The organism is Kribbella sandramycini, from assembly GCF_013131805.1.
In the GTDB taxonomy this organism is placed as follows: Bacteria; Actinomycetota; Actinomycetes; order Propionibacteriales; family Kribbellaceae; genus Kribbella; species Kribbella sandramycini.
The window spans coordinates 982,394-1,004,746 of record NZ_JABJRC010000002.1 but is presented as its reverse complement, the minus strand read 5'-3'; the positions used below and the strand labels follow the sequence as shown (position 1 = coordinate 1,004,746).

The 22,353-nt window shown below is 69.7% G+C and carries 18 protein-coding genes; 10 read left to right on the top strand and 8 right to left on the bottom strand.

Annotated elements, in window-relative coordinates:
* Window positions 1-37 precede the first annotated feature (37 nt).
* The 4 genes from HPO96_RS12030 (at window position 38) to HPO96_RS39035 (ending at window position 4,841) form a co-directional block, all read left to right on the top strand.
* Window positions 38-649, top strand: a complete 612-nt coding sequence (locus tag HPO96_RS12030) for a TetR family transcriptional regulator (protein ID WP_171673437.1) — start codon at window positions 38-40, stop codon at window positions 647-649.
* The gene (locus HPO96_RS12025) at window positions 643-2,376 is read left to right on the top strand and encodes an ABC transporter ATP-binding protein (protein ID WP_171673436.1); all 1,734 of its coding nucleotides are present in this window, start codon (window positions 643-645) and stop codon (window positions 2,374-2,376) included. The genes HPO96_RS12030 and HPO96_RS12025 overlap by 7 nt, the downstream gene beginning before the upstream one ends.
* Complete coding sequence (locus tag HPO96_RS12020) at window positions 2,373-4,400, top strand: ABC transporter ATP-binding protein (RefSeq protein ID WP_171673435.1); 2,028 nt, start codon at window positions 2,373-2,375, stop codon at window positions 4,398-4,400. The genes HPO96_RS12025 and HPO96_RS12020 overlap by 4 nt, the downstream gene beginning before the upstream one ends.
* 153 nt (window positions 4,401-4,553) lie before the next feature.
* Window positions 4,554-4,841: a hypothetical protein gene (locus HPO96_RS39035; RefSeq protein ID WP_171673434.1), complete on the top strand. Its 288-nt coding sequence runs from the start codon at window positions 4,554-4,556 to the stop codon at window positions 4,839-4,841.
* A 59-nt stretch (window positions 4,842-4,900) separates the two neighbouring features.
* Here HPO96_RS39035 and HPO96_RS12010 read toward each other — a convergent pair whose 3' ends face one another.
* The 3 genes from HPO96_RS12010 to HPO96_RS12000 are packed head-to-tail and all read right to left on the bottom strand — an operon-like array spanning window position 4,901 to window position 7,953.
* Window positions 4,901-5,791 (bottom strand): alpha/beta fold hydrolase, encoded by an 891-nt coding sequence (locus HPO96_RS12010; protein WP_171673433.1) that lies wholly within the window; start codon window positions 5,789-5,791, stop codon window positions 4,901-4,903.
* 48 nt (window positions 5,792-5,839) lie between these two features.
* Window positions 5,840-7,036, bottom strand: a complete 1,197-nt coding sequence (locus HPO96_RS12005; RefSeq protein WP_171673432.1) for a M20 metallopeptidase family protein — start codon at window positions 7,034-7,036, stop codon at window positions 5,840-5,842.
* A complete protein-coding gene (locus tag HPO96_RS12000) occupies window positions 7,033-7,953 on the bottom strand; it encodes a 5'-3' exonuclease (RefSeq protein ID WP_171673751.1) in 921 nt (306 codons plus the stop codon). The genes HPO96_RS12005 and HPO96_RS12000 overlap by 4 nt, the downstream gene beginning before the upstream one ends.
* A gap of 74 nt (window positions 7,954-8,027) precedes the next feature.
* Between HPO96_RS12000 and HPO96_RS11995 the strand changes: the two genes are divergently transcribed.
* The gene (locus HPO96_RS11995) at window positions 8,028-8,468 is read left to right on the top strand and encodes an Lrp/AsnC family transcriptional regulator (RefSeq protein WP_337796600.1); all 441 of its coding nucleotides are present in this window, start codon (window positions 8,028-8,030) and stop codon (window positions 8,466-8,468) included.
* Here HPO96_RS11995 and HPO96_RS11990 read toward each other — a convergent pair whose 3' ends face one another.
* Window positions 8,469-9,689, bottom strand: coding sequence for an NAD(P)/FAD-dependent oxidoreductase (locus tag HPO96_RS11990; protein ID WP_171673430.1), 1,221 nt, complete (start codon window positions 9,687-9,689; stop codon window positions 8,469-8,471).
* A 68-nt stretch (window positions 9,690-9,757) separates the two neighbouring features.
* Between HPO96_RS11990 and HPO96_RS11985 the strand changes: the two genes are divergently transcribed.
* On the top strand, window positions 9,758-10,423 hold the full coding sequence (locus HPO96_RS11985) for an HAD family hydrolase (protein WP_171673429.1): 666 nt from the start codon (window positions 9,758-9,760) through the stop codon (window positions 10,421-10,423).
* On the opposite strand, the gene HPO96_RS11980 is transcribed toward HPO96_RS11985, so the two are convergent.
* From HPO96_RS11980 to HPO96_RS11970, 3 genes are read right to left on the bottom strand one after another with little or no spacing between them, the layout of a single operon-like run.
* Window positions 10,409-12,925: a YfhO family protein gene (locus HPO96_RS11980; protein ID WP_171673428.1), complete on the bottom strand. Its 2,517-nt coding sequence runs from the start codon at window positions 12,923-12,925 to the stop codon at window positions 10,409-10,411. The genes HPO96_RS11985 and HPO96_RS11980 overlap by 15 nt on opposite strands.
* A 49-nt stretch (window positions 12,926-12,974) precedes the next feature.
* Complete coding sequence (locus HPO96_RS11975) at window positions 12,975-15,491, bottom strand: YfhO family protein (RefSeq protein WP_171673427.1); 2,517 nt, start codon at window positions 15,489-15,491, stop codon at window positions 12,975-12,977.
* Window positions 15,488-16,429, bottom strand: coding sequence for a glycosyltransferase (locus tag HPO96_RS11970; RefSeq protein WP_337796598.1), 942 nt, complete (start codon window positions 16,427-16,429; stop codon window positions 15,488-15,490). The genes HPO96_RS11975 and HPO96_RS11970 overlap by 4 nt, the downstream gene beginning before the upstream one ends.
* Window positions 16,430-16,616: 187 nt before the next feature.
* Between HPO96_RS11970 and HPO96_RS11965 the strand changes: the two genes are divergently transcribed.
* Genes HPO96_RS11965 through HPO96_RS11955 form a run of 3 tightly spaced genes read left to right on the top strand, consistent with a single transcriptional unit; the run spans window position 16,617 to window position 19,680 of the window.
* Window positions 16,617-17,789: an ROK family transcriptional regulator gene (locus tag HPO96_RS11965; protein ID WP_171673425.1), complete on the top strand. Its 1,173-nt coding sequence runs from the start codon at window positions 16,617-16,619 to the stop codon at window positions 17,787-17,789.
* The gene (locus HPO96_RS11960; RefSeq protein WP_171673424.1) at window positions 17,786-18,625 is read left to right on the top strand and encodes a TIM barrel protein; all 840 of its coding nucleotides are present in this window, start codon (window positions 17,786-17,788) and stop codon (window positions 18,623-18,625) included. Before HPO96_RS11965 ends, HPO96_RS11960 begins: the two co-directional genes overlap by 4 nt.
* Window positions 18,625-19,680 (top strand): Gfo/Idh/MocA family protein, encoded by a 1,056-nt coding sequence (locus HPO96_RS11955; RefSeq protein ID WP_202885799.1) that lies wholly within the window; start codon window positions 18,625-18,627, stop codon window positions 19,678-19,680. Before HPO96_RS11960 ends, HPO96_RS11955 begins: the two co-directional genes overlap by 1 nt.
* Here HPO96_RS11955 and HPO96_RS11950 read toward each other — a convergent pair whose 3' ends face one another.
* Window positions 19,681-21,150, bottom strand: coding sequence for a lysine 2,3-aminomutase (locus HPO96_RS11950; RefSeq protein WP_171673423.1), 1,470 nt, complete (start codon window positions 21,148-21,150; stop codon window positions 19,681-19,683).
* 166 nt (window positions 21,151-21,316) lie between these two features.
* Between HPO96_RS11950 and kdd the strand changes: the two genes are divergently transcribed.
* Window positions 21,317-22,351 carry an L-erythro-3,5-diaminohexanoate dehydrogenase gene (gene kdd, locus HPO96_RS11945; protein WP_171673422.1) on the top strand — a complete coding sequence of 345 codons (1,035 nt, stop codon included), beginning with the start codon at window positions 21,317-21,319 and terminating at the stop codon, window positions 22,349-22,351.
* Window positions 22,352-22,353: the final 2 nt, after the last annotated feature.

The window sequence follows — 22,353 nt, the reverse complement described above, 5'->3', positions numbered from 1 at the left end:
GTTGTGAGTGAGTACTCACTCAGTTAATGTCGGCGAAGTGACCCCACGTGCCACGCCGTTACCTCCCGAAGAGCGTCGCGCCGCCATCATCGCGGCCGCGCTGCCGTTGTTCGAGGAGCACGGCCCGGACACGAGCACGAAGCAGATCGCCGAGGCGGCCGGGATCGCCGAAGGGACGATCTTCCGCGCCTTCGGCAGCAAGGACGCGCTGATCGACGCCGCGCTGGCCAAGGCGTTCGACACCAGCGACCTGCTCACCGAGCTGACCGCCGTCGACCCGGATCTGCCGCTGCGGGAGCGGACGATCGCCGCGGTCGAGGTCGGGCAGCGCCGGTTGCGCGGGGTCTTCCGGCTGATGTTCGCGATGCGGCTGGCCCGGCCGCCGGACCTGTCGAAACACACCGCGATGGACGAGGCGCGCCGCAAACGCCAGGCCGACCTGGTCAACCTGGCCTTCGAGGAGCTGCTCCGCCCCGACCAGGACCAGCTCCGCTTCCCGGTCGGCGAGGTCGTGCGCCGGCTGCAGATGGTCACGTTCTCCGCGACCCACCCAATGATTTCCGGCGGCCAGGTGCTGACCGCCGAGGAGATCGTCGACTTCGCCTTCGACGGTCTCCGCAGACACAACTCAGGGGATGATCGATGCTAGTTCGACTCTTGCGTACGCACCTGCGTCCGTACGCGGGATACCTGTCCGTGGTGGTGGTCCTGCAGCTGGTCGGGACGATCGCCTCGCTCTACCTGCCCAGCCTGAACGCCGACATCATCGACAACGGCGTGGCCAAGGGCGACACCGGTTACATCATGCGGACCGGCGGCTGGATGCTCGCCGTCAGCCTGCTGCAGATCGTCTGCACGATCGTCGCGGTGTACTTCGGCGCCAAGTCGGCGGCGCTGTTCGGGCGCGACGTCCGCGCCGCGGTCTTCCACCGGGTCGGCGAGTTCTCCGCCCGGGAGGTGAACAGCTTCGGCGCGCCGACGCTGATCTCCCGCAGTACGAACGACGTCACCCAGGTGCAGATGCTGGTCGTCACGACCTGCACGCTGCTGGTCGCCGCGCCGATCACGATGATCGGCGGCATCTTCATGGCCGTCCGCGAGGAGGCCGGGCTGTCCTGGCTGGTCGCGGTCGCCGTCCCGCTGCTGGCGGTTTCGATCGGGCTGATCGCGAGCCGGATGGTGCCGCAGTTCCAGCAGATGCAGAAGAACGTGGACGGCGTGAACCGGGTGCTCCGCGAGCAGATCACCGGGATCCGCGTCGTCCGGGCCTTCGTCCGGGAGCGGCACGAGACCGAGCGGTTCGGTCAGGCCAACCAGGATCTGACCGACACCGCCGTCCGGGCCGGCCGGCTGATGGCGCTGGTCTTCCCGGTCGTGATGCTGATCCTGAACCTGTCGAGTATCGCCGTCCTGTGGTTCGGCGCGTCCCGGGTCGAGAGCGGGACGATGGAGGTCGGCGCGCTGACGGCGTTCCTGAGCTACCTGATCCAGATCCTGTTCTCGGTGATGATGGCGACGTTCGTGATGATCATGGTGCCGCGCGCGTCGGTCTGCGCCGAGCGGATCCAGGAGGTGCTGCACACCGACTCGTCCGTCCGCCCGCCGGCGGCGCCGATCACGAGTTTCACCGGGCGCGGGCAGCTCGTCTTCGAGCACGCGTCGTTCAAGTTCCCGGGCGCGGCCGAGCCGGTTCTGCACGACATCAGTTTCGTCGCGTCGCCGGGGGAGACGACCGCGATCATCGGGAGTACCGGCGCCGGGAAGACGACGTTGCTGTCGCTGGTGCCGCGGTTGATGGACGCGACCGAGGGCCGCGTGCTCGTGGACGGGATCGACGTCCGCGAGATCGAGCCGGAGGCGCTCTGGGAGCGGATCGGCCTGGTGCCGCAGCGGCCGTACCTGTTCTCCGGGACGGTCGCGAGCAACCTGCGCTACGGCAACCCGGAGGCCACCGACGAGGAGCTGTGGGCGGCGCTGGAGATTGCCCAGGGCAAGGACTTCGTCGAGGCGATGCCCGAGGGACTGGCGGCGCCGATCGCCCAGGGCGGGACGAACGTGTCCGGCGGTCAGCGGCAGCGGCTGGCGATCGCTCGCGCACTCGTCCGCAAACCGGGGATCTACCTGTTCGACGACTCGTTCTCGGCGCTCGACCTGGCCACTGACGCGCGGCTGCGCGCGGCGCTGCGGCCGGTGACGGCCGAGGCGTGTGTGGTGATCGTGGCGCAGCGCGTGTCCACGATCGTGGACGCCGACCAGATCATCGTGATCGAGGACGGCGCGATCGTCGGCAAGGGGACGCACTCGGAGTTGCTCGAGAGCTGTCCGACGTACGGCGAGATCGTCGAGTCCCAGCGTTCCGCGGAGGAGGCGGCATGACGGAAGAAGCAGCCGCGCCCGAGGGTGCGGAGACGGTGAAGGCGACGGATCGGCCGACCACGGGCCGGGGGTTCGGCCCGCCGGGTGGGATTCCCGGGGACAAGTCGATGAACTTCGGGCCGTCGGCGAAGCGGTTGCTGCGCCGGCTGCGGCCGCACCGGGTGCAGGTCGGCGGGGTCGTGCTGCTGGCGATCGCGAGCGTCGTCCTGTCGGTGCTCGGTCCCAAGCTGCTCGGCCGGGCGACCGACATCATCTTCGCCGGCGCGATCGGGAAGCAGTTCCCGGCCGGTCTGACCAAACAGCAGGTGATCGACCAGGCCCGGGCCGGTGGCAACAGCCGGCTCGCCGACCTGCTCCAGGGGATCGACCTGATCCCCGGCGTCGGGATCGATTTCGATGCCCTGCGCAACGTCTTGCTGATGGTGCTCGGGCTGTACGTCGGCTCGTTCCTGCTGTCCTGGCTGCAGGCCTACATCCTGAACGGCGTCGTCCAGCAGACGGTGTTCGATCTGCGCGGCGAGGTCGAGGACAAGCTGAACCGGCTGCCGCTGAGCTACTTCGACGGCGCGCCGCGCGGTGAGCTGCTGAGCCGGGTCACCAACGACATCGACAACATCTCGACCAGCCTGCAGCAGACGCTCAGCCAGCTGCTGACGTCGCTGCTGCTGGTGATCGGCACGCTGACGATGATGTTCGTCGTGTCGCCGCTGCTCGCGCTGATCGCGCTGGTGTCGATCCCGATCTCGATGATCGTCACAGGTGTGATCGCGAAGCGGTCGCAGGCTCGGTTCGTCGCCCAGTGGCGGCACACCGGCGCGCTGAACGGCCAGATCGAGGAGGCCTTCACCGGGCACGAGCTGGTCAAGGTCTTCGGCCGGCAGAAGGAGATCGAGGCGGAGTTCGCGAAGAAGAACGAGGAGCTCTACCAGGCCTCGTTCGGCGCACAGTTCATCTCCGGCCTGATCATGCCGCTGATGATGTTCGTCGGGAACCTGAACTACGTGGTGATCGCGGTCGTCGGCGGTCTGCGGGTCGCCTCCGGGCAGCTGTCGCTGGGCGACGTCCAGGCCTTCATCCAGTACTCGCGGCAGTTCACCCAGCCGCTCACCCAGGTCGCCTCGATGGCGAACCTGCTGCAGTCCGGCGTCGCCTCGGCCGAGCGCGTCTTCGAAGTCCTCGACGCCAAGGAGCAGGTGCCGGACGACGCCACCCCGGAGACCGTCACACAGGCCCGCGGCCGCGTCGAGTTCGAGCACGTCTCGTTCGCGTACGACGCCGACAAGCCGCTCATCACCGACCTCAGCCTCGTCGCCGAGCCCGGCATGACGGTGGCGATCGTCGGCCCGACCGGCGCCGGCAAGACCACCCTGGTGAACCTCATCATGCGGTTCTACGAGCTGAACGCCGGCCGCATCACCCTGGACGGCGTCGACATCACCGAGCTGACCCGCTACGACCTCCGCCGCCGCATCGGCATGGTCCTGCAGGACACCTGGCTGTTCGGCGGCACCATCCGCGACAACATCCTGTACGGCAACCTGGACGCCACCGAGGACGACATGCTCGCCGCCGCCAAGGCGACGTACGTCGACCGCTTCGTCCACAGCCTGCCCGACGGCTACGACACCGTCATCGACGAGGAAGGCAGCAACGTCAGCGCCGGCGAGAAGCAACTCCTCACCATCGCCCGCGCCTTCCTGGCCGACCCGCAACTCCTCATCCTCGACGAAGCCACCAGCTCGGTCGACACCCGCACCGAGGTCCTGGTCCAGCGCGCCATGGCCGCCCTCCGCTCCGACCGCACCAGCTTCGTCATCGCCCACCGCCTCTCCACCATCCGCGACGCCGACCTCATCCTTGTCATGGAGAACGGAGCCATCGTCGAACAAGGCACCCACGACCACCTCCGCGCCCTCAACGGCGCCTACGCCCGCCTCTACGACGCCCAATTCAGCGGCGCCACAACCACCCACGACCCCGAAGACCGAACCACCGCCCCAGGACAACCAGCCCTCCACAGCTAACCCCTGTGGACAACTCCCGACACCCCCTCGCCGTTCATGCCTTACTAGAGATATGAACGGCGAGGGCAGGGTGCCGATGATTATTGATACGGATGCGGGTGGGGATCCGGATGACACGGTGGCGTTGGTGGTTGCCGGGTTGCCGGGTTGCGGGTGCCGGAGTTGCGGTTGGTGGTGACTGGGGACGAGGTGGATGGCGAGCGGGCTCGGTTCGTGCGATATCTGCTGGGGCTGGTGGGTCGGGCGGATGTCGAGGTGGTGGCGGGGGCCGATCTGGGGAATCGGCGGTTGTGGTTCGTGGACGGCGTGGCGCCGGCGCGGGTGCCGCGGCAGGCGACGGATGTGGTGGGGGCGGTCGAGAAGGTTTGTGCGGCGGTCGAAGGGCCGGTGCGGTGGGTGGGTATCGGGCCGCTGACGAACTTGGCGGCTTCGCCGCTTTAGCAGCGCTGGGCGCAGCCGGGGGCGCGAGTGCTGAAGGCTCACACCGATCGATGGCTCGATCACTGTCCCGGGTCGATGCAGCACGACGCGATCACGCCGGCTGCGGCGCTGTTCTGGCCGGGTGTGCGCTTTGCCCGCGAGCGCGTTGCACTCGACGAGCTCGCGTGGTGGGTCAGCCATTCGCGGAAGGCGGCGGGGGCGGAGAACATGGGCATGTGGTCGGCGTGCGGCAGGACGGAGAGGGTGGTCTCCCGGGCCTGGGTGGCTAGGCGGTGGGTCCAGAGTTGGGTGCCGGCGAAGTCGTGTTTGCCGATCAGGACGTGTACCGGGGGCTTGAGTTCGGCGAAGCGGTGTTTGACGGGTGGGTCCAGTTCTTGGCCGTGGGCTTCGGGCATTTGGAGGATGCGGGAGTTGGCGATGGCCAGGTTGGTGAGGAGGCGGCGGGCAGGGTCGGGGACTCGGGGGCACCAGGCGGCGATGTCGTAGGCGGCGGTGGCGGGGATGTCGCCGGAGTCGAGGAGTTCGCCGATGCGGGCGAAGTGGGCGCGCATGATGATGCGGGCGGCTTCTTCGGCTGCGGTCGGGTCGGGGAACTCGCCGAATGAGCCGGCTACCGCGCACACCTTGGTCACCCGGTCCGGGTGCTGGTGGGCGAAGCCGAGGGCGCGCCGGGCGCCGTCCGAGACGCCGACGAGGACGGCGCGGTCGATGCCGGCCGCGTCCAGGACGGCGAGTAGGTCGCCGATCTCGTCGTACGGCGCGGACGACGTCGACGACAAGCCGTTGTCGCGGTAGTCCCAGGTGGTGACTCGGGCGCAGGCAGAGAGCCAGTCGACGGTCGAGTCCCACATGCGGGTGTCGGCCAGGCCGCCGTTCAGCAGAACGACGTCCGGGCCGGCACCGCGCTGTTCGAAGTACAGATAGCCGCCCGGCACCTCCGCATAAGCCATGCCGGCGATTCTGCGGCCCCGGGCTTACCGGCACATCAGGAATTCTCCCTAACCGCGGGACAGGCGGCGGAGGGCTAGCTCGGCGAGTAGGGCGGCTGCGTCGGGGAGGACGGAGTCGTCGAAGTGGGCGAGGGGGGAGTGGTTGTCGGGGGCGGTGTCGGGGTTGGGGGCGTTGCAGGCGCTGAGGTTGACGTAGGCGCCGGGGACTTGTTCGAGGACGAAGGACATGTCTTCGGCGCCGCACTCGGCGTTCGGGCGCTCGCGGAAGCGGGCCGGGCCGAACAGGTCGACGATGGTGTCCCGGGCGAACTCGTACTCCGCGGGGTCGTTGACCGTGACTGGGTAGCCGATCCGGTAGTCGACCTCGGCGACAAGCCCGTGGGCCGCGGCCATCCCCTCGACGAGCTGGGTCGTCGCCTGCTGCACCTTGGCGCGGGTCTCGGCCGAGAACGTCCGGACGGTCGCGTCGAAGAACGCGTCGTCCGGGATGATGTTCTCCTTCGTGCCGCCCGCGATCCGGCCGACCGTCAGCACGACCGGGTCGAAGACGTCGAACTGCCGGGTGACGAGCGTCTGCAACGCGCCGACCATCTCGCAGGCGACCGGGATCGGGTCCTTCCCGCGGAACGGCTCCGAGCCGTGCGCACCCTGGCCGACCACTCGGACGTGCAGCTGGTCGGCAGCCGCCATCAACGGCCCGGCCTTGCTGTTCCACACGCCGAGCGGATCGCCGGCGGACTGAACATGCAGGCAGTACGCCGAATCGACGCGCCGGCCCGCGATGTCGAGCAGCCCCTCGCGCATCATGATCGGCGCGCCGCCGCTGGTCTCCTCACCCGGCTGGAACATGAAGACCACATCACCGGCCAGCTCGGCCTGCAACGCGCAAAGGATCTTCGCCGCGCCGACCAATCCGGCGACATGCAGATCGTGGCCGCAGGCATGCATCAGGCCGGGATGCTGCGAGACGTACGGGACGTCGACCCGCTCGGTCACCGGCAACGCGTCCATGTCGCCGCGCAGCAGCACGGCAGGGCCGGGCCCGCGGCCGCCGCGCAGTACGGCGGTGACCGAGGACAGCTCCTTGCCGAGCGTGATCTCCAGCGGCAGCCCCTCCAGCGCGTCCAGGATCAGCCGCTGCGTCTTGGGCAGGTCGAGGTCGTACTCCGGGACCTGGTGCAGCGCTCGCCGCAGCCCGATGATGTCGGCGCCGACCTGGCCCGCGAGCTCAAGAGTGCTGGTCATGCCTTCGGCTCCAGGTTGAGGGCGTGCATCACGCGCTGGGCGCTGCTGCCGAGCTCGAGCAGCTCGACCAGATCGAGCCAGCGCTCCGGGTCCTTCACCTGCCGCGGCCGGGCCGGGTCGGCGTCCGACACCGGAGCATCGGTGGCGACGGCAACGACCTTCGGGGCGACGTCGAGGTAGTCGGCCGAGTCGAGGATCTTGCGCTTGACCGATGGCGACATCGGCGTGCTCGGGTCGGCCGCGGCGGCGCGGATCGCGCTCAGATCGCCGTACGCCGTGACCAGCGAGGCGGCCGTCTTCTCGCCGACGCCCTTCACCCCGGGCAGACCGTCGGAGGCGTCACCGCGCAAGGTGGCGAAGTCGGCGTACCGATTGGCCGGGATCTCGTACTTGGCCAGCAACGCGGCCTCGTCGTACACATCCGCCCGGCCGACGCCCTTCGCGGCGGTGTAGACGACGCGGATGCCGCGGCTGTCGTCGATCAGCTGGAACAGGTCCCGGTCGCCGGTGACGACGTCGACGGGCATCGTCGCGCGGTGCGAGAGCGTGCCGATGACGTCGTCCGCCTCGTGGTCGGGCGCGCCGACGACGGCGATCCCGAGCGCCTCCAGCGTGGCGCGGATGTAGGGGATCTGCACCTCCAGCCGGGAGGGCACCTCCTCGACCTGCTCGCCCTGCGCGGACACGTAGTCGACCCGCTGCGCCTTGTACGACGGGATCAGCGCGACCCGCCAGGACGGGCGCCAGTTGTCGTCCCAGCAGGCGACCAGATGGGTCGGCCGGTGATTCTCGACCAGCCGGGCGATGAAGTCGAGCAGCCCGCGGATGGCGTTGGTCGGCGTACCGTCCGCGGCCTTCATCGTGTCGGGCACGCCGAAGAACGCGCGGAAGTACAACGACGCGGTGTCGAGCAGCATCAGCCGCTGGGGTTCCGTCTCAGCCATGGGGCGATGCTTTCATGCCGGGGCGTCGCGGCAGTAGGGTCTCCAGGGTGGAGGACCTGGACCGCAAGATCGTCGCGCTGCTCGCCAACGACGGCCGGATGAGTTTCACCGACCTGGGCAAGGCCACCGGCCTGTCCACCTCGGCCGTGCACCAGCGCGTCAAGCGCCTCGAACAGCGCGGCATCATCCTCGGGTACGCCGCCGCCGTCGACCACTCGGCCCTCGACCTGCCGCTGACCGCGATGATCGCGATCCGCCCGATCGACCCCTCCCAGCCCGACGACTCGCCCGAACGGCTCCGCGACGTCCGCGAGATCGAGTCCTGCTACTCCGTCGCCGGCGACTCCAGCTACGTCCTCGTCGTCCGGGTCGCCTCCCCAGGCGCCCTGGAGAACCTGCTGGCCGTCATCCGCGCCCGCGCCAACGTCTCCACCACGACAACCATCGTCCTCTCCACCCCGTACGAACGCCGCCCACCGGCCCTCTGATCAGCGGCTGAAGTTCTGGAGAAGGGCGGCAGCCACTCGGCGGCCGGAGACGAGGGCGCCCTGGATGGAGCTGGTATCGCGATAGTCGCCGCAGAGGTAGAGGCTGTCGGTCAGGGCTGGTGCGGTGGTCAGGGGATGGGCGGCGGGCATGGCCGGTAGGGCGCGAGGGATTTCGTAGCGCTGGACGAGCTGCCACTGCGTTGTCGACGTCCGGTAGAGCTCGGCCAGGCGGGCGCGGATCGTTTGCTCGTCGACTGCGTCCTTCGGGGTGGACGCCGAGATCAGGGCCTGCCCAGGCGGCGCGTAGGTCGGTGCTACCTCGCTCATCACCACGCTGTTGATCAGGAGACCGGACTTGCCGTCCAGGAGCAGCGTCGGCTGCGGGAGCGGCGCCTGCGGGGCGGCGAAATACCAGGTCGTGACGCCGTTCCAGCGGGGCACTTCTACGCCCGGGGCCAGCGCTGCGGCGTCGGTCGCGTCGGTGGCGAGAATGACTGCTCGGGCGTGGATCGGCTCGGGTGAGCTCTCCGTCCGCACCCAGCCGGGGCCGACCTCGCGCACAGCCGTCGAGAGCCGGACCGTTCCCTCGGGAAGGGCGCCGGCCAGGGCTTGCGGGAGCTTCTGCATGCCCTGCGCCGGCACAGCGGCGCCACCGCGCAGGAAGCAGCGCCAGATCAGGTGGAAGAGCCGGGCGCTGGTGGTGAGGTTGGGGTCGAGGAAGACTCCGGCGAGGAACGGCCGGAAGATCTCGTCGATCGTCGCCGCCGAGATCCCGCGCCCGCGCAGGTCGGCCCCGATCGATGCCGGCGGCAACTCGCGGAGCCGGTGCGGACCACCGGCGGCGTCGCGGGCCGAGAAGCCGGCGACCGCGGCAGCGTCCCGCGGACGCCGGAACCCGAACTGGGCCGCGCCGGCGAACCCACGCGGGCTCAGCTCCAGCTCCCACCGATGGTCCGGGCCGTCGACCAGCACACCACGGGTGAAGTACCGCAGGTCGAGGTCGGCTGCCGCCAGGACGCGACGGAACTCGGGATAGTCCGGCAGGAGAACCTGGAACCCGCGATCGAGGAGAAACCCGTCCATCTCGTCGGTGCGGACCCGGCCCCCGACTGCGTCGTCCTTCTCGAGTACCAGAACTCGCCGACCCGCCTGGTGCAGGGTGCGCGCGGCCGCGAGCCCGGCCAGGCCGGCGCCGATCACGACCACTTCGGCGTCATCCATGCGATTCCTCCGCTGTCGTCCGGTCCGGTCAGAGCCGCCATGATGCCACCGCCGCTTAGGGTTGAGGGATGCGACGGGTTCTGTTGAGTGATCTGTTCAGCACCTTGGTGCCGGGCGGCGACGCCGAGCGGGGCGTGCTGAACGACGCCATGGCCCAAGTCCTCGGGGTGGACGCGGCGCGCTTCGGGCGTGAGTTCGACGCGGCGGCGTACGAGCGCTTCACCGGCGCGTACGGCGACCTGGGCAGCACTGTCCGGGTGATCGCGCAGCGCGCGGGCGGCGAGCCGACCGACGAGCAGGTGCACCAGGCAACCGAATTGCGCCGCGACCTGACCCGGCGTCTCCTGGCCGCCGCGCCGATCCGCACGCTCGAAACCCTGGCCAAGTTCAAGGCGGACGGCTGGCGCATCGGCCTGGTCAGCAACGTCACCGCCGAGACCCAGGCCCAGTGGCGTCACAGCCTGCTCGCCCCGTACTTCGACACCGTGGCCTTCTCCGCCGAACTAGGCGCCGCCAAACCCGAGCCCGCCATCTACCTCGCCGCCTGCACCGCCTTGTCGGTGTCCCCAGCCGAATGCGTCTACATCGGCGACGGCCGCGACAACGAACTCCCGGCCGCGGCCTCCCTCGGCATGCACGCCATCCGCACCCTCGAACACGCCAACAGCCACCCAGCCTGGCCCGGCCCCACCATCAACGCCTTCGCCGAGCTACCTGCGCTACTGGCCGACTAGCTTCCGGCGGCGGAGGAAGGCGAGACCGCCGGCCAGGGCGAGGAGGCCCAGGAGTGAGGCTGCGCCGGCGGCCAGGCCCAGGCGGAGACGGGGTGGGAGGTAGGCGCAGTCGACCTCAGAGCTGTTGGCCGGGGTGCGGACAGCGAGGAGGCCGGTGTGGTCGTAGAGGCGGGCTCGTTTGCCGTCGATGGTGCAGTGCCAGCCGTCGACCTTGAGGACGCCGAGGGTGACGGTGGCTGCCGGGCCCTGGTTGAGGCGGACCTGCATGCTGTGGCCGCCGAGCTCGACACTGGCCGGCGGCTTGAGGGCTTGGATGGCCTGGGTGAGACGGGCGCGGTTGAGGCAGGCGACAGCCGTGGTGGGGATTCGGGTGGGTTTGGTGACGCGCAGGTCGATGGTGACCGTGCCGGTGCGGTCGGCGGTGCCGGCGCGGCGCATTTCGGCGCCGGTGTAGATGCCGGGGCGCTTGGTGAGCTCGGTCAGGACGGGTTTCCACACGCCGTCGATGAGGACTTCGCCGACCAGATCCGGCGTCCAGAGGTAGACCTCGGCGCCGGGGGCGCAGCGGGCGACCAGTCGGGCCGGCGCGGGTGACGTGCCGCCAGGCGGGGGAGTGATGATGAGCCGCTCCCGGCGGGTGCCCACCCGGGCGACGGACGACTTGTCGGCGGACAGCTTCGGGATCGCGTAGACGTCGGCGCCGATGGCGGTCTCCTGCACGCCCCACGGGCCGGGCTCGCGAGACACCCACGGCTTGAGCGGACGGACGGCGACCAGCGGGCCGACCTCGTCGTTGCGGGTCAGCCGCGGCGGGACGTCGTCGGCGTCGCGGACGAGCCGGCCGTGCATGGCGAAGACGGCGTCCACGACCGGGTTCTGCGGGTCGGTCGTCGCCCGCCCGTACGAGCTGTAGCCGAAGCCGAACGCGATCAGCGCCTCCGAGGTGCTGAGCGGGATCGTGCTCGTGTAGTACGCCGGGCCCTGCCCGCCGATCAGCATCGGATCGTTGTCCGACGTCACCCGGCCGGGCGATGTCCGGTGCTCGGGCCAGTCGTCGATCGACTGGACCAGCTCGCGGGCCAGCGTGTGGTCCGCACCCCAGTACGACGATGCGCTCAGGACCTTCACCCGGGCCGCGTCGATCGCGACCGCGGACGCCGCGCCCTCGACCAGCACGGCCCCGACCAGGACGGCGACCGCCGTACTGCGCAACCAGCCAGGCGCTCGCTCGCGCGTGAACAGCCAGGCGAGCAGCGCGACGCCGATCAGCACCGGGACGGCGATCCGGGTCGTCGTCGTGACGAACCGGCCGTCCCACGTCCAGACGTACAGGCCGCCGACGAGCACGATCGGCGCGATCACAGCGACCGGCGACCGCAGCCCGGCGCTCACCGACATCCAGCCGAGGATGACGAGCATGCCGCCGATCACGAAGGCCTGCCGGTACGAGCTGCCGTTGGGGGTGTCGAACCCGTGCCAGGCCTCGTGGGTGAAGGTCACCTGCATGCTGACGACGGTCGCGACGACCGCGCCCGTCCAGACGACGCGCTGCCGGACGCCGATCCGCCCGTTGAACGGGAAGCTCAGCGCGAGCAGCAGCATCAGCGTGCCGACGGCGAAACTCGGGCTGAACCCGACGCCCTCGGTCCCGGCGAGCAGCCGGGAGAGGAAGTTCTGGGTGTCGAGCTGCCGGAATTCGACATCCGGGCTCGGGGTCGACGCGCCGACCAGCGCGAAGGTCGGAATCAGCAACGGCGCGGTCAGCCCGATCCCGAGCACGACCGCGAGCGCGCACCGGATACCGCCGGTAATGCGCCATTTCCATGACTCGTCAGCGGTCAGCAGCCGCGCCAGCGCGACGACCGCGGCGCCGATCGTGGCCATGTAGACGGTGTAGAAATGCGACGTCCAGAGCAGCGCGACGACAATCGGCGCGACGATCGCCGAAGTGATCGTGCGCTTGGTCAGAATCCATTCGCAGAGCAGACAGAGCACCGGGAACGCGACCATTCCGCTCAGCCAGAGCGTCATGTACGCGCCGTCGTCGACCGCCCACGCTCCGGCGCCGTACGAGATACCGGCTGCGATCGCGATCCAGGTCGGTCCGGCCGGCCGCAGCCGGCGCAGGTACGCCGTCATCGCCCCGGCGCCGATCGCCATCGCGGCGGTGGCCACGAGGAACAGCGCGAGGTCGATCTTGTCCCGCGGGACGATCCAGGCGATCCACGACAGCGTCGAGCCGACGTAGGCCATGAAGTCGCCGAAGAACGGCGCCCCGAAACCGCTCTGCCAATTGAAGATCAGATCCCCGTTGGCCTGGCCATGGACGATATCGCGCAGATGCGCGGCCATCGGGATGAATTGCTGGCCGAGATCGTTGGTGTTCCGCGAAGCGTCACCGAACGGATACGTACCGCGAATGATTCCGGCGATCGAGAAGACGGCGGCGGCGCCGAACGCGGAGATCACGTTCGCCTGGCCCTTGACTGCCACGTACTGCACGCCCCCAGAATCTGGTCGCCGGATTTTCCCGGTCCCAAACATAGACGACCTAGCGGCGGGAACCGCGCAATTTGCCTGAACGTGCAACGCCGGTGGCGGCCGCGAGCAGCAGCAGGCAGACCAGAACTGCCGCTCCGGCCTTCAGCCCGAGGGACAGCCCCGGCGGCACGAAGGTGCATTCGGCGCTCGTCGCCCCGGCGGGTGTCTGGAAGGTGAGCAACCCGGCGTGGCTCCTGACCGCGGCTGATCGCCCGTCGACCCGGCACTGCCAGCCGTCCAGCTTGATGACGCCGACCGCCACCGTCGCTGCCGGGCCGGGGTTGAGCCGGATCGCGATCGAATGCCCACCCGTCGTGTAGTCGGCCGGCGCCTTGAGCGCCGCGACCGCCTCGGTCAGGCGCGCGCGGTCCAGGCATGCCACCGCGCTGGTCGGCACTCGGGCCGGGCGGTGGATCCGCAGGTCGATGCGGACGACGCCGTTCGCATCGGCCGTCCCGGCGCGCCGCAGCTCGGCGCCGCTGTAGATCCCCGGCCGCTTCGCCTTCTCGGACAGTACCGGCATCCACCCGCCATCGGTCTGCAGATCACCGACCAGATGCGGGGCCGCCAGATAGACCTCCGAGCCCGGCCGGCAGCGCGCCTCGAGCCGGGCCATGGTGGCCTGGCCGTCGCCAGGCGCCGGTGCGATGACGATCGTCTCTCCGCCGCGGACGCCGATCCGCGCGGTCGAGCCCTGGCCGGGGACCAGCTTCGGCACGGTGTACACGTCGGCGCCGAGCGCCGTCTCCTGCAGCCCCCACGGCCCTGGATCGGTCGACTTCCACAGCTTGGCCGGCCGGACGGTCACCAGCGGCCCGACGGCGTCGTTCCGCACCAGCTTCCGCGTTCCCTCCTGGTCGCGGATGACTCGCCCCTTGATCCCGAACACGGCATCCACGACCGGGTTCTGCGGGTCGGTCGTCGCCCGCCCGTACGACGAGTACCCGAACCCGAGCGCCAGCAGCACCTTCGACGTCTCGTACGGAATCGTGCTCGAGTAGAACTGCGAGCCCTGCCCACCGATCAGCATCGGGTCGTTCACACCGATCGTCTGGCCGGGCGTCGTCCGATAGCGCGGCCAGTCGTCCATCGACTCGACCAACTCCCGCGCCTGGTCGTGTGCCGGCCCCCAGTACGGCGATGCCGACAGCACCTTCACCCGCGCCGCGTCGATCGCCACAGCTGACGCGACCACCTCGACGAGCACCGCCCCGACCAGTACGGCGACCGCCACCTGCCGCAGCCAGGGAACGACCTGATCGCGGGTCAGCAACCAGGCGGCCAAGGCGACCACGGCCAGCGCCGGTACGACGATCCGGGTCGTCTCGGTGATGAAACGCCCGTCCGCGGTCCAGATGTACAGACCGGCCACGAGCGCGATCGGCGCCGCGACGGCGAGGATCGAGCGCAGACCGGCGCTGATCGACAGCCAGCCGATGACGACGAGCATGCCGCCGATCACGAAGGCCTGCCGGTACGAGCTGCCATTCGGGGTGTCGAACCCGTGCCAAGCCTGGTGCGTGAAGGTCACCTGCATGCTCACGACCGTCGCGACGACCGCACCCGTCCAGACCAGTCGCGACCAGAGCCCGACCCGACGGTTGAACGGCAAGCTCAGCGCGAGCAGCAGCATCAGCGTGCCGACGGCGAAGCTCGGGCTGAACCCGACGCCTTCGGTCCCGGCCAGCAGCCGCGACATGAAGTTCAGCGTGTCCAGTTTGCGGAAGCCCGACGGCGGACTCGGCGTCGCCGCCCCGACCAGCTCGAACGTCGGAATCAGCAGTGGCGCGGTCAGTCCGATCCCCAGGCCGACCGCCAGCGCGCAGCGGATACCGCCGGTCGCTCGCCAGCGCACCGACTCGTTCACCGTGAGCAGCCGGGCGAGCGTGATGATGGCGGCGCCGATGGTCGCCATGTAGACCGTGTAGAAGTGCGACGTCCACAGCAAGGCGACTACGACCGGCGCGACCAGAGTCGCCGTCACAGACCGCTTCTGCAGGATCCACTCGCACAGCAGACACAGAACCGGCAAAGCGACCATTCCGCTCAGCCAGAGCGTCATGTACGCCGCGTCGTCCACAGCCCACGCGCCGGCGCCGTACGAGACGCCGCCCGCGATCGCGATCCACACCGGCCCGGTCGGCCGCAGCCGGCGCAGGTACGCCGTCATCGCCCCGGCCCCGATGCCCATCAGCGCAGCGGCGATCAGGAACAGCGCCAGGTCGACCTTGTCCCGCGGGACGATCCAGGTGATCCACGACAGCGTGGAGCCGATGTAGGCCATGAAGTCGCCGTAGAACGGGACTCCGAAGCCGCTCTGCCAGTTGAAGATCAGGTCGCCGTTGCTCTGGCCGTGGACGACGTCGCGCAGGTGCGCGGCCATCGGGATGAACTGCTGCCCGAGGTCGTTGGTGTTCCGGGTGCGCTCGCCGAACGGGTACGTGCCGCGGATCATCCCGCTGACCGCGAACGCCGTCGAGGCAGCCAGCCCGGCGACGACGTTCGGCCAGCCGCGGAAGCCCTTCACCCGAGTTGCCTGACGCCCGGCGCCTGATACGACAGGTAGGTGAGTCGCGCGGTCTCCTGCCGGCTGCGCCCGATCGCGTCGAGCAGATACCCGAGCACCAGCAGGACGACGGCGATCAGCCCGATCGTCGAGGCCAGGACCGCCGTCGGCAGCCGCGGCACGAACCCGGTGTCGAGGTACTCGGCGACCACCGGTACGCCGAGGATCAGCGCCACCACGCCGAACAGGGCCGCGAGCGCGCCGTGGAACAGCGTCGGGCGCTCCAGCCGGGTCAGGCCGACGATCCAGCCCAGGATCCGCAGGCCGTCCCGGTAGGTGCGCAACTTGCTCTCGCCGCCGCTCGGCCGCTCCTTGTAGGCGACCGGGATCTCGGCCACCGGAACGCGCAGATGCAAGGAATGGATGGTCAGCTCGGTCTCGATCTCGAATTCCCGCGACAAGGCCGGAAACGATTTGACGTAACGGCGCGAGAACGCACGGTAACCGCTGAGCATGTCGGTGATCTCGCGACCGAACAATGCACCGGTGGTCCCGGTGAGCACGCGATTACCGAAAGTGTGACCGGGCCGGTAGGCGGCCGCCGCCTCATGTTTGCGGACGCCGACGACGTGGTCGTACGGCCCGTCCAGGAGCACCTTGACCAGGTCGGCCGCGCGGGCCGCCTCGTAGGTGTCGTCACCGTCGATCAGCAGGTAGACGTCCGCCTCGATATCCGCGAACGCGCGCCGGACGACGTTGCCCTTGCCCTTCGCGGCGACATGCCGGACGACCGCGCCGGCGGCCGCGGCCCGGGCCGCGGTGTCGTCGGTCGAATTGTTGTCGTAGACGTAAATGGCGGCGGTGGGCAATGCCGCCCGTAGCTCCGTGACTACTTTCGCCACCGCAGCGGACTCGTTGTAACAAGGCACCACGACCGCGATCGCAGCGGTATCCGGCACGGCGGTATTTCCCCTCACTCGGCCGGGACCGAATGTCGCCGGGTGCCTCGTAAATGTCATCGGGCCCCGAATAGGTTGCTTGCCGTTCACAACTGAGAGTCCGGACTCTGGCCGGCCGCCCTTGCCAGCCGTGCCGGGCGCGGGCTAGCGTAGTTATTAAACCGGGTTCGATAATTGGTTGGGGTCGATGGACAGCGGATACGGAGCGGTCAACGCCGAACGCTCGGCGAACCAGGTCGCCTGCCTGCGCTTCCTCGCGGGCGCGCTGACCGCGCAGACCGTCGGGGTGATCAGCGCCGAGACCGGCCTGTCCCGGCCGACGGTGCACGCAGTGCTCGACGACCTCGTCGCAGCCGGCCTGGTGGTCCCGAGCAGCACCGCGAGCGGCGGCCCTGGCCGGCCCGCCCGCGCGTTCCGCTTCGCCCGGGACGCCGGTCTGGTCGCGGGCGTCGACATCGGCCCGCGCAAGGCCCGCGCCGTCATCTGCGACCTGTCCGGCGAACGCGTCGGGTACGCCGAGTTCGCGCGCGCCGGCCGGGCAGCCGACACCTCCGTCGTCCGCGAAGCTGTCGAGGCCGCGGCCAAGGCGGACGGGCTGGATCTGAGTGGTCTGCGCGCGGTCGGCGTCGGTCTGGCCGGTGTCGTCGAGGAGAGCGGCCGCCTGCGCGCCAGCCTCGCGCTACCCGAGTTGGTCGGTACGCCGGTCGCGGACGAGGTGGCTGCCGATCTGGGCTGCGTGGTCGTGGTCGACAACGACATCAAGCTCGCTGCGCTCGCTGAGCAGCGTGGTGGCGCCGGCCGCGGTCACTCCGACGTCCTCTATCTCCAGATCGGTAACCGGCTCGCGCTGTCGATCGTGCTCGACGAGGAGATCCGCCAGGGCAGCCACCGCCTGGCCGGCGAGCTCGGCGCGCAGCGCGGGATGCGGTGGACGCGAAACGCCGACCGCGGCCAGTTGGTCTGGCAGTCGCACCCCACCGGCGAGGCCGTGCTGCAGGCTGCCGCGGGCGGCGATGCGGCGGCCGTCGCCGAGCTCGAAGACTTCTGCGGCCAGATCGCCGGCCGGATCGCGTCCGTCCTGCTCACAGTCGACCCGGACGTCGTCGTCGTCCGCTTCGGCAGCGCCACCGGCAGTACGACGCTGCTACGGCCACTGGCGGCAGCGATCGAAAAGGAGCTGCTCTTCCCGGAGCGGCCGCCGTTCGTCGCGGCCGCCCTGGGCCGGGAGGCGGTGGTGCTGGGGGCCGCCGGTCACGCGTTCGACCGGTTCGGCGCGAACGTGTTCGGCCTCCGGAACTACCCGAGCCCGTGGAACAACCTCATCAACGCGAACGAGAACGAGAAGAGGACCAGTCAGTGAAACTGGGAGTCAGTTCGTACAGCTTCAGCAAGCTCATCGCGCGCGGTGAGCTGGACCTGATCGGCGTCGTCGACTGGGTCGCCGGGTCACCCGCCGAACACCTCGAGATCGCCGCACTCGGCGACGACCTGCTGGAGAACGACCAGCTGGTGAAGGATCTGGCCACCGCGGCGGCCGATCGCGGCGTCCCGTTGATCAACTATCTGATCCCGGCCGACCTGCGCGAGGGCGGCCCGGCGATCGACCGGGTTCGCCGGCATCTGGACGTCGCGCAGCGGCTCGGCGCGACGATCTTCCGGCACGACGTCGTCCCGTGGGCCTGGCGGGAGCAGGACCAGGGCGAGTTCGAGGGCGTCTTCGAGACGGTGGTGGCCGGCTGCCGGACGATCGCCGACCACGCCGCCGGGCTGGGTATCGTCGACACGGTCGAGAACCACGGGATGGCGTTCAACGGCAGCGAGCGGCTGTCCCGCCTGGTGCACGCCGTCGATCGGCCGAACTTCCGGATCACGCTCGACCTCGGCAACGGCCTGTGCGTCGGCGAGGTCCCGGGGAAGACGGTGGCCGGTCTGCTCGACGTCGCGGCGGCGGCGCATGTGAAGGACTTCCACATCCGCCGCTCCGCCCCGGGCGAGGGCTGGCTGAAGACACTCGCGGGGGAGCACCTGCTCGGCACGATCCCGGGCCACGGCGATGTGGACCTGCGCGCGCTGCTCGCGCTGGTGAACACCAAACCCGACCTGCCGGTCACGCTCGAGTTCGAGGGGCTGGAAGCGGCGCCGCGGGCCATCGAGCTCGGCCTGAAGAACGTTCTCGCCCTGGCCAAGGAGGCCTGATGACCACCAGAGTCGCCGTGATCGGCCTGGGCTCGATCGCCCAGGAGCACGTGAAGGCGTATCAGAAGAACCCGCTGGCCGATCTGGTCGCGGTCGCGGACGTCGACCTGGCCCGGGCCAAGGAGGGCGCCGCGCGCTTCGGCGTCCCGCGGGCGACCGACTCGGTCGAGGAGCTCCTCGCGGATCCGGGCATCGACGCGGTCAGCATCTGCGTGCCGAACAACCTGCACGCCTCGATCGCCGAGGCCGCGCTGCGCGCCGGCAAGGACGTGCTGGTCGAGAAGCCGATGAGCGTCTCGGTCGCCGAGGCCGAGGCGCTGGTCACCGCCGCCAAGGAGACCGGTCGCGCGCTGCAGATCGGCTACGTGCGCCGGTACGCGCCGAACGCGCTGGTGGCCAAGCGGTTCCTGGACGAGGGTGAGTTCGGCAGCATCTACGCCGCCCGCGCGACGATCCTGCGCGCGGCCGGCAACCCGGGTGGTTGGTTCGGCGACAAGGAGATCTCCGGCGGCGGCCCGCTGATCGATCTCGGCGTGCACATCATCGACCTGTGCTGGTACCTGATGGGCCGCCCGACCGCGGTCAACGTCTCCGGCGCGGCCTTCTCGCCATTAGGGGCCCGCGACAACATTCAGCACCTGACCAGGTACCGGGCCGCCTCCGCGACCCGCGTCAACAACGTCGAGGACTACGCGACCGCGCAGATCCGCTTCGAATCCGGAGCTGTGCTGAACGTCGACACGTCGTACTCACTGCACACCCGCAACGAGACCCGGGTCGAGCTGTTCGGCGACAAGGGTGGCGTCCAGATCGAACCGGCCCTGCACATGGTCACCGAGCGGCACGACACGCTGCTGCACATCGAGCCGCAGATCGACTCGCTGGGCTTCGACTTCACGGTCGGCTTCGCCAACCAGATCGACCACTTCCTGCGCGTCGTCCGCCGTGAGATCGAGGCCGACGCGCCGGCCGAGCACGGCCTGGAGATGGCCCGGATGCTGACCGCCATCTACGAGTCCGCAGCATCCGGGTCCGAGGTCACCATCACGCGCTAACTAGATCAGGGGCAGGAGTTTCTGGGCCTCGGCCGCCTCGCGGGAGGCCTGGGCCCGGGACTCGGCCTCCGCGAGCGACGTGCCCGCGTGCTCGGTCCACCACTGCTGACCCTCGACCGGGAGCGTGTCGATCGGGTCGTAGTACTCGTAGGTGCGGTTCAGCGCCTCCGGGTCCTGCTGCTCGATCCCGGTCCGGTAGTTCTTCTTCCAGTACGAGATGCCGCGGACCTCGTCGTACTCCGACAGCTGGTGCACCCACCGCTTGCCGACGTACGGGACGTCGCAGACGATCCGCGGGGTCGCGAAACCGGGCAGGTAGCCGAGGATGCCGTGCTGCAGGTGCTGCGCGTCCTTGACCGAGACCCGCCAGTGCTCGGAGAACGGGATCATGTCGCACATGTAGAAGTAGTACGGCGTGATCGTGGCGCCGTCGAGCAGCGCGAAGCACAGGTCGAGCAGCTGCGGGATCGAGTCGTTCACCCCGCGCATCAGCACGCCCTGGTTACGGACGTCGCGCAGCCCGGCCTCGAACATCGCCTTGGTCGCCTCGGCCACCAGCGGCGTCACCGACTGGGCCGCGTTCACGTGGGTGTGCATCGCGATCATCACGCCGCGCTGCCGGGCCACCGTCGCGACCCGCTCGACGCCGGCCCGGACGTCGTCCGACAGCCAGTGCTGCGGCATCCCCATCAGCGCCTTGGTGGCGAGCCGGATGTCGCGGATGTTCTCGATCTCCAGCAGGCTGGTCAGGAACGCCTCCAGCCGCGGCCAGGGCATGTTCGCGACGTCGCCGCCGGAGACCACGACGTCCCGGACGCCGGGGGAGCGGCGCAGGTAGTCGAGCATGTCGTCGATCCGGGTCTGCGGTTTCGCGACGAACTTCAGCTTGTCGATCACCGGCGTCGAGTTCCCGACGAGGTCCATCCGGGTGCAGTGCCCGCAGTACTGCGGACAGGTCGGCAGCACCTCGGCCAGGACCTTCGTCGGGTAGCGGTGGGTCAACCCCTCCGTGGCCCACATCTCGTGCTCGTGCAGCGAGTCGCGCGTCGCGTGCGGATGCGACGGCCAGTCCGTCCGGCGGTCGGTGAAGACCGGCAGCATGTAGCGGCGGACCGGGTCGGCGTAGAACGCCTCGGTGTAATCAGCGGCGCCGTTCGGGACGATCGTGTTCAGCATCTGCGGCGGGATCAGCATCGACATCGTCGCGCGCTCGGCCTGGTCCCGGGTGAGGTCCTCGTAGACCCGCTCCTCGAGCAGGTCGCCCATGACGTCCCGCAGCTGCTTCACGTTCTTCACGCAGTGCGAGCGCTGCCACTGGACCGACCGCCACTCCTCGGCCGTGACGTCCTTCCACCCGGGCAACCTGGTCCAGTCGGGCTCGACGAGCTCGGATCGCTGGTAGGCGTACGGCTGGCCGGCGAGGTCGCTCGGCTCCGGTACGGCCAATTCGGGGCTGATCAGGTCAGTCACGAGGTCCTCCGGGGCTTGGAAGGGCTTGGAAGGGCTTCAGGGGTGATGCGGTCTCATGTGAGGATAGCGATAGAACTTCCCCTCAAGGCAACAGTACGCCGCAAGAATTCTCGTCACACTCCGCTTTGAGTAGTATTTTGCCTGATCGCACGAACAGGAGAGCCCCATGACGTCCAGTCCAGTGGGACTACACCGGGTGATCGCGCCGTCCGGCGTGTTGCCCCAGGCCGCGGACCGTCTCGACGCCCGCGCCGAGATCTGGCCGGACGAGGTCCGGATCGCCGTGGAGCGGCTGAATCTGGACGCCGCGTCGTACCGCCAGCTGGCCGAGGCGCACGCCGGCGACGGGCCAGCGGTGCGCCGCGCGGTGCTCGACATCGTCGCGGCCCGGGGCAAGATGCAGAACCCGGTCACCGGTTCGGGCGGCATGCTGGTCGGCGTCGTCGACGAGGTCGGCCCCGGGTCGCCGCTCGGCTTGCAGAAGGGCGATCGGGTAGCAACGCTGGTCTCGCTCACCCTCACGCCGCTGCAGCTGACCGACGAGCTGAAGAGCTGGGACGGCCTTGGTGAGCAGGTGCCGGCCGAGGGGCATGCCATCCTGTTCGCCCGGTCGATCGTGGCCAAGCTGCCCGATGACCTGCGGCCCGAGCTGTCACTGGCCGTCATGGACGTCTGCGGCGCACCCGCGCTGACCGCGCGCGTCGTGCGCTCGTATGTCGACAAAGGCATAGAACCTGTCGTGTCAGTAATTGGCGGCGCAGGTAAATCGGGATCGCTCTCCCTGGCCGCCGCGCGCGCCGCGGGCGCCGCGAAGACGATCGGCATCGTCCCGGTCCAGCACGAGGCGACCGCACTGACCGCGGCCGGGCTCGCTGATGTCGTGGCGCTGGCCGACGCTCGCGATCCGGTCGCGCTCGCCGCGGCGGTCGGGGAGCCGGCCGACATCACGGTCGTCTGCGTGGACGTCCCGGGCTGTGAGCACGGCGCCGTCCTCGCGACGGCGGCCGGCGGCACGGTGATCTTCTTCTCGATGGCGACGTCGTTCTCGGCGGCCGCGCTCGGGGCCGAGGGGCTCGCGGCCGACGTGACCATGCTGGTCGGGAACGGGTACGTGCCCGGTCACGCGGAGTACGCGATGCAGCTGTTGCGGAAGGAGCAGGGTGTCCGCGGACTGTTCGAGAGCAGGCTGGCGGAGGATTAGCC